This is a genomic window from Cobetia sp. 3AK (assembly GCF_029846335.1).
Lineage (GTDB): Bacteria > Pseudomonadota > Gammaproteobacteria > Pseudomonadales > Halomonadaceae > Cobetia > Cobetia marina.
The window spans coordinates 276,479-289,295 of record NZ_JARWKR010000006.1 but is presented as its reverse complement, the minus strand read 5'-3'; the positions used below and the strand labels follow the sequence as shown (position 1 = coordinate 289,295).

The 12,817-nt window shown below is 64.9% G+C and carries 10 protein-coding genes; 5 read left to right on the top strand and 5 right to left on the bottom strand.

What is annotated here, in order from left to right; all coding sequences use genetic code 11:
- Nucleotides 1-405 precede the first annotated feature (405 nt).
- Entirely contained in the window at nt 406-2,865 is a 2,460-nt protein-coding gene (gene ybiO, locus QD228_RS11035) for a mechanosensitive channel protein (RefSeq protein ID WP_279875578.1), read from the top strand.
- Nucleotides 2,866-3,004: 139 nt separating this feature from the next.
- Here the strand turns inward: ybiO and QD228_RS11030 are convergent, their stop codons facing one another.
- From QD228_RS11030 to hemC, 5 genes are all read right to left on the bottom strand, one after another.
- The gene (locus tag QD228_RS11030) at nt 3,005-3,589 is read right to left on the bottom strand and encodes a DUF2780 domain-containing protein (protein WP_077379535.1); all 585 of its coding nucleotides are present in this window, start codon (nt 3,587-3,589) and stop codon (nt 3,005-3,007) included.
- A gap of 407 nt (nt 3,590-3,996) precedes the next feature.
- Entirely contained in the window at nt 3,997-5,220 is a 1,224-nt protein-coding gene (locus QD228_RS11025; protein WP_077379537.1) for a heme biosynthesis HemY N-terminal domain-containing protein, read from the bottom strand.
- Nucleotides 5,217-6,782, bottom strand: a complete 1,566-nt coding sequence (locus tag QD228_RS11020; RefSeq protein WP_279875577.1) for a uroporphyrinogen-III C-methyltransferase — start codon at nt 6,780-6,782, stop codon at nt 5,217-5,219. The genes QD228_RS11025 and QD228_RS11020 overlap by 4 nt, the downstream gene beginning before the upstream one ends.
- The gene (locus QD228_RS11015) at nt 6,783-7,718 is read right to left on the bottom strand and encodes a uroporphyrinogen-III synthase (RefSeq protein WP_347882130.1); all 936 of its coding nucleotides are present in this window, start codon (nt 7,716-7,718) and stop codon (nt 6,783-6,785) included.
- Nucleotides 7,711-8,658, bottom strand: coding sequence for a hydroxymethylbilane synthase (gene hemC / locus QD228_RS11010; RefSeq protein WP_255317590.1), 948 nt, complete (start codon nt 8,656-8,658; stop codon nt 7,711-7,713). The genes QD228_RS11015 and hemC overlap by 8 nt, the downstream gene beginning before the upstream one ends.
- Nucleotides 8,659-8,940: 282 nt before the next feature.
- Between hemC and argH the strand changes: the two genes are divergently transcribed.
- From argH to dapF, 4 genes are all read left to right on the top strand, one after another.
- Nucleotides 8,941-10,335, top strand: coding sequence for an argininosuccinate lyase (argH, locus tag QD228_RS11005; RefSeq protein ID WP_077379988.1), 1,395 nt, complete (start codon nt 8,941-8,943; stop codon nt 10,333-10,335).
- 78 nt (nt 10,336-10,413) lie between these two features.
- Complete coding sequence (locus QD228_RS11000) at nt 10,414-10,635, top strand: lipoprotein (RefSeq protein ID WP_279875576.1); 222 nt, start codon at nt 10,414-10,416, stop codon at nt 10,633-10,635.
- Between the two features lie 59 nt (nt 10,636-10,694).
- Nucleotides 10,695-11,966 carry a diaminopimelate decarboxylase gene (lysA, locus tag QD228_RS10995; RefSeq protein WP_077379542.1) on the top strand — a complete coding sequence of 424 codons (1,272 nt, stop codon included), beginning with the start codon at nt 10,695-10,697 and terminating at the stop codon, nt 11,964-11,966.
- Complete coding sequence (gene dapF / locus QD228_RS10990; RefSeq protein ID WP_077379544.1) at nt 11,966-12,796, top strand: diaminopimelate epimerase; 831 nt, start codon at nt 11,966-11,968, stop codon at nt 12,794-12,796. Before lysA ends, dapF begins: the two co-directional genes overlap by 1 nt.
- The last annotated feature ends 21 nt before the right edge of the window (nt 12,797-12,817 follow it).

The following is a 12,817-nucleotide window of genomic DNA, read 5'->3' as shown; positions in this document are numbered from 1 at the left end:
ATCAGGGCGCGAGATCGGATGGTAATAATAATTGATCGCAACAATACCGCCTGTCCAGCCATCGGGCCACATCAGTTCCTGCAACGCGACATTGCAACAATCCGGTGAGCAAGGCTTGAAGGATGCGCAGCGCTGCCGCAGGCTGTGGCGCTGAAGAATCTCTCGCATACCGTCATCGGGGGTTGGGTTACCTGCAATCGCCCCGATAACAAAGGAGAGTGCGTGCGCGGGATGCGCACATCACGCTCCCACATCCAATCGACAGCGCCTGACGTATGACGTGGCCATGCCGATGTCCAAAAGGCACAGACGCTCAGCTATCCGGGTGCCTCTGAGTCACCTCAGGGAGCCCGCATGACTCGACTCCATCTCCATCCGACATTCACCAGACAGGAGAAGCCATCAGTGGCGACCCCGATCCCCCCCCACTCCCCTCCCGCGCAAACCGCAACGTCATCGATCGCCTCGCGCCTGAGTGCCGGCTGGTTACAGGGCCTGATGGCACTGGCGATCATGCTGTGCCTCAGCGTCAGTGGCTTGGCGCATGCCGCCCCCGCCAGCGATGCTGACGCCGCCAGTTCGTCCTATGAGAGTCTGGCGACGTTGCTCGAGGACCCCGACCAGCGTGAAGCACTGATTGAAGGCTTGCGCCAGCTGGACAGCAAGACGAGCGAACAGGCAGCCGAGGTGGCGGGGGCGGAAGTCACGCTGAGCGAGGACTCACCGTCACTGTCCCGCCAGCTGGCCGAGATCAGCCAGGAGCTTGTCGCAGAGCTTTCCGCGACCCTGGACCGCATGATCCAGACGCTCAGCGGCCTCGGCAGTGAAGATGCCAGCAGCATCGACTGGGAGCGCTTCATGACCGAAGCCATCAGTCTGGGGCTGGTGGTCATCTCCACCATCGGGCTGTTCCTGATCCTGCGCCGGCTGGCCCATCCGCTCTTCAGTCGCGTCAGCCAATGGTCGCTGGATGGTCAGCACCGCAGCCCGCTGCTGCGCACCCTGATGGCAGTGATCATCGCGGCGATCGTCGATGTGGCCGTGATCGGTCTGGCGTTCCTGGGGGGCTATCTGCTGGCCATCTTCGCCTATGGCGAACAGGGCGTGATAGGACAGCGCGAGTCGATGTTCCTGAATGCCTATCTGGTGATCGAGCTGGTCAAGGCCTTGATGCGCATGCTGTTCTCCTCCGGCTACCAGGGCCTGCGCCTGATGCCGATGCGAGATGAGGTCGCCCGCTACTGGAATCGCTCACTGGCATTGCTCGCCGGCTTCATCGGCTACGGTATCCTCGTCGTGGTACCGATGATCAACAACAATCTGGCACCGGCCGTGGGCAGCTTCGTCAGCCTGCTGATCATGGGTATCGCGCTGATCTGGGCCATCGTGGTCATCAGCCGCAACCGTGTTCTGCTGCGTGACCGCCTGCTCGATCAGGCCCGCGAGACCCACAATGCCTTCATCGCCGTCTGCCTGCGCATTCTGGCGCGTACCTGGCACCTGATCGCGCTGGCCTACTTCGCGACCCTGTTCATCATCTCGCAGACGACACCGGAAGAGGCGCTGCCCTTCATGATGGCCGCGACGCTCAAGACGCTGCTCGCCATCGGTGGCGGGGCACTGCTGTCTCGCGTGCTGACGCAGCTGATCGGCAAGCGCATCCAGGTGTCCGACAAGCTGCGTGGTCAGCTGCCGATGCTGGAGACGCGCCTCAACTCCTACATCCCGACCGCACTGCGCATCATGCGCGCCATCATCCTGGTCGTCGTGGTCGGCATGGTGCTGAATGCCTGGAGCATCGTGGCGCTTGGCGACTGGCTGGCAACGGACGCCGGAGCCCTGCTGCTGTCACGCATCTTCCATGTGCTGTTCATCCTCGCCTTCGCGGTCGTGATCTGGGTCGGCATCGCCAGCCTGATCGAGCACAAGCTCAATCCGGATACCGGCAAGGGCAAGCCCTCCTCACGCGTGGAAACCCTGCTGGCACTGTTCCGCAATGCCATCGCCATCGCGATGATCGTCTTCACCGCGATGATCGTGCTGTCGGAGATCGGCATCGACATCGCGCCGCTGCTGGCCGGTGCCGGGGTGCTCGGTCTGGCGATCGGTTTCGGGGCCCAGAAGATGGTGCAGGACATCATCACCGGCGTGTTCATCCAGCTCGAGAATGCCATCAACACCGGTGACGTGGTCACCGCCGGTGGCGTGACCGGGACGGCGGAACGCCTGACCATCCGCTCGGTGGGCATCCGCGATCTGTCCGGCACCTTCCATATCGTGCCGTTCTCCTCGGTGGATACCGTCTCCAACTACATGCGTGACTTCGCCTACCATGTCGGCGAGTACGGCATTTCCTACCGCGAGAACGTCGATCACGCCATCGTGCACCTGCGTGCGGCCTTCGACGAACTCCAGGAAAGCAGCTATGGCGCGGAGATTCTCGAACCGGTCACCATCGCTGGCGTCTCGTCGCTCGCCGACAGCTCGGTCAACATCCGTGTGATGATCAAGACCAGCCCGGGCAACCAGTGGGCCATCGGCCGCGAGTACAACAAGCTCGTGAAGCAGCACTTCGACGCCGCCGGCATCGAGATCCCGTTCCCGCACATGACCATGTACTTCGGTCAGGACAAGGACGGTGGTGCGCCGCCGGCCAACGTTCGCACCATGCATGAACCGTTCGTGATCGATGGCTCCGCCGCCGGTCAGCCGAAGACTCCCGAGCAGCGTGAGGCCGCCGCCAAGGTGGCTCAGCGTCGCGAGGAGACCCCGCTGACCCGCCATGCCACCAAGGACGGCGAAGTCGTGGATGCCGAGGAACAGCGCATCCGTCAGACCACCCAACCGGATGCCGACGGCGACTGATCGCGCGCCAGGGGTATCCCGACACGGCTGCCTGCGATGGCCGCCGGACTGAAACGAAAACGCCCCCGAGCCAATGGCTCGGGGGCGTTTTCATGTGCGGGCGTAAATCGATGCCTCACACCTCATGCGCGAGGCTGGCTCAGGAGCCGGTACCCCACAGGCCAGACAGTGAGCTCAGCAGCGTCGAGCTGACACCTTCGCCACCCATGTAGCTGAGCAGCACCGGCGCGAACTGGGACACCATGCTGCTGTCCATGCCCAGCGCGGAGAAGGCGCTGTCCAGAGACGCACTGTCATCGACATTGCCGACGGTGCTGGCCAATGCCGTGGCATTGTCATTGCCGCTCAGGCTGGCAAGGCTGGACAGGGTCGAGAGAGAGCTGCTGCTGGTCAGGCTGGACAGCTGCGGCACTTCACTGGACAGCTCGGAGGTCGCGCTGGAACCCAGCTGGGACTGAGCCAGTGCCAGCATGGCAGCGGAGCCACCCAGCGCCTGGGTGGAAGACACGCCCAGCTGGGAGGTCAGGCTGGACATCAGGTCGGCTGCCGGCAGGGACTGGCCCGTCTGGCTGCTCAGCATGCTGCTGGCCAGGCTCATCATGGAGCTGGAGGAGCTGGAGGAACTGGCGGTGTTGCCGGAAGAGCTGTTGCCGGTAGCGGCACAGCCGGCAAGTGACACGGCCAGTACGGAGGCGCCCATCAGGGCCAGGGACTTTTGCAACATGCAGACTCCATTATGTCTTGGGGATAAGCCGAACAAGGCTCAGGAATGGCCTGCCGTGACGGCAGATCATTCATCACGCGGAATCATCGCACGGAGGAAATGCCGACAGCCAGCGCCATGGGTGCCCAGCGCCCCACGGCGGGCATGGATCGCCGGTTGCAGGGTCTGCAACCCCGAGTCTTGCAGGGCCGCCCGAGACCGCTACCGGCTCAGACCCGCACCACCACGGAGGGAGAAAAGCGCCATCTGACAGGCAAAAAGAAGGGTATCCCGTCACGCCATGGCATGAACGCGGATACCCGGAGAGTAACCAATGTCCACCGACCAGAGACCTGGCCGGCGGCAGTTTTTCATCTTCTCGCGAAATGAGGAAACAATGTGCAGCGCCGCCCGACGGGCGGCGTCGATCAGGCGTTGTCCTTGCTGGGCTGCGGCAGCGCCGGCAGTGAACGATCCAGCAGCTCGACGCTCTGGCGATAGTAGAGCTGACTCTTGTTGTGCTCGCCAAGGTTGGCGAACAGACGTGCCAGCTCGGCACACACCGTGCCGCTCGGACGCTGACGCTGACTGGCCTCGAAATACTCCTGCGCCTTGCCCCAGTTGGCGTTGCGCAATGCCAGTCGACCCAGCGACAGCAGCAGGTCCGGGTCATTCGGACGCTCCTGCAGCCACTTCTCGGCATACACCAGCTGACGCGGTGCATCCACGTCCAGCAGGCCATAGCGCAGCACCAGACGTGAATCCCAGCATTCCTTCAGCGAGTGACGCAGCAGGCGCTCTGCCAGCCCTTCCTGCCCACCGGCGATCAATGCCTCGGCATACAGGGCGACCAGATTCACGTCGCTGCGCAGGTGGTCCGGCATGTCGGCCCACAGGTTGCGCACGCGCTCGATGTCTTCCGGATTGCGCGCGGCCTGCTGGATCAGTGCCACGTAGGCGCGCTGTTCCAGCTCCTTCTTCTCTTCCGGCGAGATGAGGTCCTGCTTGTCGAGACGCGGCATCAGGCGACGCAGGCCATCCCAGTCATTCACCGCCAGATACGCCTGCTTGAGCAGCTTGAGGACCTGCGGGTGCTCGCCGAGCTGCTTGTCGAGACGCGTCAGCGTCGCGAGTGCCTGCTCGTGCTGCTGGCGATCCAGCATCAGCTGCGCCTGCACCAGCCCCACGGCACTCTCGGAGCCCTGAGTGGACTCATGAGCACGCTTGAGCAACGTATCCGCCTGCTCGAAACGCCCCTGATAGTGGGCGGCGAGAGCTGCGGACAGATAGTTGACCAGCGGTGTGCTGGAGTCTTCCGCGGAATGGGTCAGCGACTTCTCGGCACGCTTCCAGCGGCCTTCGGCCAGTGCCACCAGGCCACGCACGGTCTTGCGGGTGGCATTGCGATGGCGCGTGCGGCTGTTCCACACCTTGAGGCGCGAGAACGGATGCGCGAAACGCGACAGCAGACGCAGGCCGAAATGCAGCACCACGAAGGCGCCCAGCAACAGCACCAGCCCGAACCAGAAGGACGTCTGGACCGAGGTATCACCGACACGAATCAGCCAATAGCCGGGGAACGACTGCATCAGCTGACCGAACAGCGCACCGATGGCCAGGCCGATGATGATCAGCAGTATCAGTTTTCTCATGCCTCACCACCCCCGGACTGGGCGCGGCGTTCGATCAGCTCACGCAGCGTGTTGAGAGACGCGGAGATATCCGGAAGCTCCGGGCGGATGGTCTTGCCCTTGAGGTCTTCCAGCTTGGCGACGGCATTCTGCACGCCATCGGTCTTGGTATCGTAGTAGCCGTTGACCAGCGTGATCGCCTTGTCGATGGCCGCCTGATACAGCTTCGGCTCTTCCTTGAGCAGCGCCAGCTGGGCCTGCTCGAGCACCAGACGCACGTTCTGGCGCAGATAGGATTCCTGCTCCGGCGTGATCAGGGCTTCCAGCGCCTCATCGTGACGACGCACGGTGACCAGATTCTTCAGCTCATTGCCGAAGCGCGCCAGCTGCTGCTGCCAGCCGCCGGTGGGCGGAGCGTCGTTCTCGACCTTGGCGGCGATCTCGGCCACGTCCTGCTTGAGCGGCAGACGCGCCAGCTGTTCCTGCTCGGCGAGCAGCGCCAGGTAGATGCCACTGCGGTCGACACGCGGCACGCTGTCGAGGCTGGCCAGCTCGGACTGGATCGCCTTGCGAACCGGCAGCAGGGCGGGGTTGTCCGCCTCGGCGATACGCGCATCGGCGTTCTCGAGCAGTGCGTCGGCACCGTTCACGTCACGCTCCAGCTGCAGACGCTGATTGGCGAGACGCAGCAGGTATTCGGCCTCCGCGTAATGCCAGTCGCGGGCATCGGTCTGCTGGGTCTTGCTGAGCTCCTCGAGCACCTTGTTGAGCGCCTGCTCGGTCTGCTGGCTCTCGCCGGACAGACGCTTGTCGAGATCACTGACCTGCGAGGCGTTCTTGTCGAGCTTGCCGGACAGGCTGGCGATCTTGCTCTCGACCTGGCCGACCTGCTGGGTCACGGATTCGCTGACCTGCTTGTCGAGGCCCTGGGCATCCGGCAGGGCGTTCAGACGCTGCCAGCCGAACCAGGCCAGTACCGCGACGACGATGGCAAGAAGAATGACCAGCACCAGTGCGATGCCGCCGGCAGCACTCTTCTTGCTGCCCTGCGGCTCGCTCGGCGGCGTGCCTCCTCCCGCGCCACCCATGGCGGCACCGGCACTCTTGCCCGTCACGCCGCTCTTGTCTGAAGCCCCTCCCTTGCCTGAGGCAGCCCCCTTGCCGGACGCCGTCGAGGCAGTGGTCGTCTCGGCGGCAGGCGCGGTATCGGTCTGCTTCGGGAAGGGAGATTTCGCGCCGGAAGGCGTCGAGGCGTTATCGTCGGAAGTCTGGCTCACGGGCGTGGACTCGCTGGCAGTGGAGGATGAAGAGGAGGAGCTGCCCTGTCCCTTTCCCCGTCCGCGACGGTTGCGCCCGCCACGCGAGCGTCGCTCACGTGGGGCGTCAGCCGTGGCGGATGACGAGGAAGAGGAGGACGAACGGGAGGCCTCGGCGCCAGGGCGGCCAGAGGCAGTGTCTTCGGCGTGTTCGCCGGGAGCGGAAGAGGCATCTGATGCGCGAGCGGCAGCATCCTTGTCGCTCGGCTTGCCTGGCGTGGTGCCGGCAGAGCCGTGGTCTTCCTGATCGTGTTCTCGGTTGCTCATCTACGCTTGCCCTTTTCCGGATTCTTGGGAATCGATGGCCTCGCGCGGACCAGGCGCAGTGGCGCCGGTCTCTCTCGCATGGCGAGTCGGGGCGCAGGCATCCAGCACTGCCTGCCTCAGGGCCCCGGGTGAGGCATCCGCGGCGACCGTCACGCGCTCGAACCCATGAGCGTGTGCCAGTGTAGCCAAACGGTTGCTCGATACGATTAGCGGTTGGTTCAAGGTCCGCGTCGTTGCCGAGGTCACTACCGCCTCAAGCAGCGTATTGCTGGTCACCACCATTGCATCATACGCGCCCGCCGCCAGACGGCCAGCCTGTTGAGAGGACAAAGCCAACGGAAGGCGTCGATAAAGCGCCAGACGCGTCACCTGGGCACCGCGTGCCACCAGGGTGTCCTCCAGCAGGGCGCGCCCGCCTTCTCCGGCCGCCAGCAGCCAGCGCTGCCCCTGAAGCTGCTGCAGGGACGGCAGCGAGAGCAGGGCCTCGCTGGTCGTGCCGACCGGGGCATCCACCTCGACATGTGCGCCACGCGTGGCGTGTGGCGGCACTCTCACCCGAACGCCGAGGCGTGAGTGGAGTACCTCTGCCGTCGCGGAGCCCACCGCGTAGAAGGCAAGCCCCTCGGGCAATTGCGGCCACCAGTCTTCCAGCCAGTCCGCCAGGTAGCCGGCGGCCTGAGGCGAGATGACCACCACCCCTCGATAGAGGTCGATGTCGAGAATCGCCTGACGCCCGGCGGGCTCCAGCGGCAGCGGCTCGAGCGCCATCAGCTTCAGGCACTCCACGGCGCAGCCAACGTCTCTCAGCATCGCATCAAGCACGGCACCGCGCGAGCCCGGACGCGTCGTCAGCACTTCAAGAGACGACCGCGCACTCGATGCCGCGCGAGGCATCGCCCGGTCATCCACCTCCGCATGGCGGGCACCATCAGTCACGCGCATCGCCATAGACCGCCGCCAGAATCTCGCCGGCCCCCTGCTGCAACAGATCTTCCGCCACGGCGATGCCCAGCGCTTCGGGCGTATCGGCCGGACCACGCGCCTCGGCACGCAGGATGACGCTGCCATCGGGATTGCCGACCAGTGCCCGCAACCACAGCTGCCTGCCACCCTCTTCCAGCACGGCATAGCCACCGATCGGTACCTGGCAGCCACCTTCCAGATGCGTATTCATGGCGCGCTCGGCCAGCACGCAACGACTGGAGTCTTCATGAGCCAGCGGCTCGAGCAGGGCGAGAATCTCCTCGTCCTGCAGGTTGCATTCGATGCCCAGCGCGCCTTGTCCACAGGCCGGCAGACAGGTCTCGGCGTCCATCTCGGCGGTGATGCGTGCATCCAGTTCGAGGCGCTGCAGGCCGGAGGTGGCGAGGATGATGGCGTCGAACTCACCGGCATCCAGCTTGCCGAGACGCGTCTGGACATTGCCGCGCAGGCTGAGCACCTCGAGATCCGGACGGGCGGCCTTGGCCTGCAGGCCACGACGCAGGCTGGAGGTGCCCAGGCGAGCCCCCTGAGGGAGCGCGTCAAAGTTGGCGTGGTCGTTGGAGACGAACGCATCGGTGGGCGCATGGCGCTCGAGAATCACGGCCAACCCCAGCGATTCCGGGAAATGCATCGGCACGTCCTTCATGGAGTGCACGGCGATGTCGGCGCGGCCATCCAGCATGGCTTCTTCCAGTTCCTTCACGAACAGGCCCTTGCCGCCGATCTTGGCCAACGGCGTGTCGAGAATCTTGTCGCCCCGCGTGGACATCGGCACCAGCTCGACCGTCAAGCCGGGATGCAGGGCTTCCAGACGTGCCTTGACGTGTTCAGCCTGCCACAGGGCAAGCAGGCTCTTGCGGGTCGCGATACGCAGGGTCTCACGGCGGGACACGGCATTCTCCTTGGGACGCGCGACGCTGGCGCGACAGTCGAAACGTTCGTGACGGCCAACATTGACCGCCACCGGATACCGTCATCATAAAGCCACTGATGGCCAAGGGGAAAATCCCCGGAAGCGTCACGATGACACGCCTCCCTGGCCGCAACGCATCTTGGTGCGCGCCCCCCTCGCCCATCCGACGGAGTCTGGTACACTCCAAGGTCAACGATACCGGCTGCGCGACCGTGCACCGGACGCCGAACTCTGGACATGTCACCACAATTCGAGATCCCGATGAGCGAATCTACCAATCAGTCCTGGGGCGGCCGCTTCAGCGAGCCGACCGATGCCTTCGTGGCCCGCTTCACCGCGTCCGTCGATTTTGATCAGCGCATGGCGCAGCACGACATTCGCGGCTCCATCGCCCACGCCACCATGCTGGCCGGCGTCGGCGTGCTGAGCGAGGAAGAGCGCGACACCATCATCGAAGGACTGAAGGAGATCAGCGAAGAGATCGCTCGCGGCGAATTCGAGTGGTCCGTCGCGCTGGAAGATGTGCACATGAACATCGAGGCACGTCTGACCGCCAAGATCGGCAACACCGGCAAGAAGCTGCACACCGGTCGCTCACGCAATGATCAGGTGGCCACCGACATCCGCCTTTACCTGCGCGACGAGATCGACGTCATCGACGCCGAGCTGACGCGTCTGCGGGAAGGCATGCTGGGCCTGGCCGAGCAGGAAGCCGACACCATCATGCCGGGTTTCACTCACCTGCAGAGCGCTCAGCCGGTCACCTTCGGCCACCATCTGCTGGCGTGGCAGGAAATGGTCGCCCGTGACCAGGATCGCCTGCGTGACTGCCGTGCCCGCATGAACGTGCTGCCGCTGGGCGCCGCGGCGCTGGCCGGCACCACCTTCCCCATCGACCGCCACGTCACCACCGAGCTGCTCGGCTTCGATCGTCCGACCGAGAACAGCCTCGACTCCGTCAGCGACCGTGACTTCGCCATCGAATTCACCAGCTTCGCCAGCCTGCTGATGATGCACCTGTCACGCATGAGCGAAGAGCTGGTGCTGTGGACCAGCGCCCAGTTCGACTTCATCGATCTGCCGGATCGCTTCTGCACCGGTTCCTCCATCATGCCGCAGAAGAAGAACCCGGACGTGCCGGAACTGGTGCGTGGCAAGACCGGCCGTGTCTATGGCCACCTGATGAGCCTGCTGACCCTGATGAAGTCCCAGCCGCTGGCCTACAACAAGGACAATCAGGAAGACAAGGAGCCGCTGTTCGATACCATCGATACCGTACGCGGCAGCCTGCGCGCCTTCGCCGACATGATTCCGGCGATCCGCGCCAAGTCCGACAACATGTACGCCTCGGCCAGCAAGGGCTTCGCCACCGCGACTGACCTGGCGGATTACCTGGTGCGCAAGGGTGTCGCCTTCCGGGATGCCCACGAGATCGTCGGCAAGTCCGTCGCCTTCGGCATCGAGCAGAAGCGTGACCTGTCCGAGATGACGCTGGATGAACTCAAGCAGTTCTCCGACACCATCGAACAGGACGTCTTTGACGTGCTCACGCTGGAAGGTTCCGTCGCGGCGCGCAATCACATCGGGGGCACCGCGCCGAATCAGGTGCGTGCTGCCGTGCAGCGTGCACGTGAGGCGCTGACCAGCCGCGCCTGAAACCGTCAAGCCGGGGCCTGACCGTGTACTGCCGTCAGGCCCTCACCGCTTCATCGTCAGCTGCCAGGAGGCCGCCCGATGCGTCATCTGATGAGCCAGTCCGCCCGTCACGCCCTTCGTACCCTTGCGGGCCTGCTGCTGGGTGCAGGCCTTCTGACCGGCTGCGGTCAGAAGGGCCCGCTGTATCTGCCGGCGGACGCCGATGCCGGCAGTCAACGTGCCGAGGCACCCGCCCCGGCACCGGCTGCCGCCGAGACAGAGCGCACCGCCGCTACCGAGACTTCCGGCAGCGACGCCTGAGCCCCCCTTACATCTCCGGCGGGTGATGCCCGCCGGCGCGACATCTTGCAGGCCGGATCATGGATCACTTCGTATATCAGGATGGCGTGCTGCACGCCGAAGACGCCTCTCTCGCCACGCTGGCCGAGCAGTTCGGCACGCCTTGCTACGTCTACAGCCGTGCCACGCTGGAGCGCCACTTCAAGGCCTATCAGGATGCGCTGGGCGACCACCCGCATCTGATCTGTTACGCCGTGAAGGCCAACTCCAACCTGGCGGTGCTCAACGTGCTGGCACGTCTGGGTGCCGGCTTCGACATCGTCTCCGCCGGTGAGCTGGAGCGCGTCCTCAAGGCCGGCGGAGACCCCGCCAAGGTCGTGTTCTCCGGCGTCGCCAAGCAGGCCGCCGAGATGCAGCGCGCGCTGGAGCTGGGCATCAAGTGCTTCAACGTCGAATCGCTGCCCGAGCTTGAGCGCCTCAATGCCGTCGCCGGTCGCCTCGGGCGTATCGCACCGGTGTCGCTGCGCATCAACCCGGACGTCGATGCCGGCACCCACCCGTACATCTCCACCGGCCTCAAGGCCAACAAGTTCGGCATTCCGGTCGAGCAGGCGCTGGAGGTCTACGAGACCGCCGCCGCCATGGAGCACGTCAAGGTGGTAGGCGTCGATTGTCATATCGGCTCCCAGCTGACCGAGCTGGCGCCGTTCCTCGACTCCCTCGAGCGCCTGCTGGTGCTGCTGGATCGCCTGCGCGAGCGCGGCATCATCATCGAGCATCTGGATCTCGGCGGCGGCCTCGGCGTGCCCTACCAGAACGAGACGCCGCCGGAGCCCTTCGCCTACGCAAGCGCCCTGCTGGAACGCCTGGCGCGCTACGAGCATGGCAACGAGATGACACTGCTGTTCGAGCCGGGCCGCTCCATCGCCGCCAACGCCGGCGTCCTGCTGACGCGTGTCGAGTACCTCAAACCCGGCGAAGAGAAGAACTTCGCCATCATCGATGCCGGCATGAATGACCTGATCCGTCCGTCGCTGTATCAGGCCTGGCAGAACATCGTGCCCGTCGACACGCGCGAGTCACGTGCAAGCGCCAGCTACGACGTGGTCGGCCCGGTCTGCGAGACAGGCGACTTCCTGGGCAAGGACCGCGAACTGGCCATCGCCCCGGGCGACCTGCTTGCCGTTCGCTCCTCCGGCGCCTATGGCTTCGTGATGGCCTCCAGCTACAACAGCCGCTGTCGTCCCGCCGAGGTGATGGTGGATGGCGGCCAGATGCACCTGGTGCGTCGCCGCGAACGTCTGGAAGAACTGTGGACCGGTGAGCAACTGCTGCCGGAAGGTGATGACTGATGCTGGTGCACTTCACCAAGATGCACGGTCTGGGCAATGACTTCATGGTCATTGACCTGATCTCCCAGCGTGGCCGCCTGCGCGATGCCGATATCCGACGGCTTTCGCATCGCAATTTCGGTATCGGCTTCGACCAGCTGCTGGTGGTCGAGCCACCCCGTGACCCGGACATGGACTTCCGCTATCGCATCTACAATGCCGATGGCAGCGAGGTCGAGAACTGCGGCAACGGGGCCCGCTGCTTTGCGCGCTTCGTGCTCAATCAGCGCCTGACCACCAAGCGCGAGATCCGCGTCGAGACCGCCGGTGGCCCGCTGACACTGGTGGTGGCCGATGACGGGCGAGTCCGCGTCGACATGGGTGCTCCGCGCTTCGCCCCCGCCGCGCTGCCCTTCGAGGCCGAGACGGATCTGCCGGTGCATGCGCTGGAGGTCGGCGGCGAGTCCCTGGAGATCGGTGTCGTCTCGATGGGCAACCCCCATGCGGTGCTGCTGGTCGACAGCGTCGACGAGGCACCGGTACGAGAGGTCGGTCCGCTGATCGAAGCGCATCCGCGCTTCCCCAGGCGCGTCAATGCCGGCTTCCTGGAAGTCGTCTCGCCCCACGAAGCGCGCCTGCGCGTCTTCGAGCGTGGCGTCGGCGAGACGCTGGCCTGTGGCACCGGTGCCTGTGCAGCCGTCGCTTCCGGCATTCGTCGTGGCCTGCTCGCCAGTCCTGTCGATGTCACGCTGCCTGGCGGCACCCTGAGCATCGAATGGGGCGGCGAAGGTCACCCTGTCTTCATGACCGGCCCTGCCGAGACCGTCTTCGAAGGCCGCATCATCCTGTAAGCCGCCGCTGACAGGGGACGC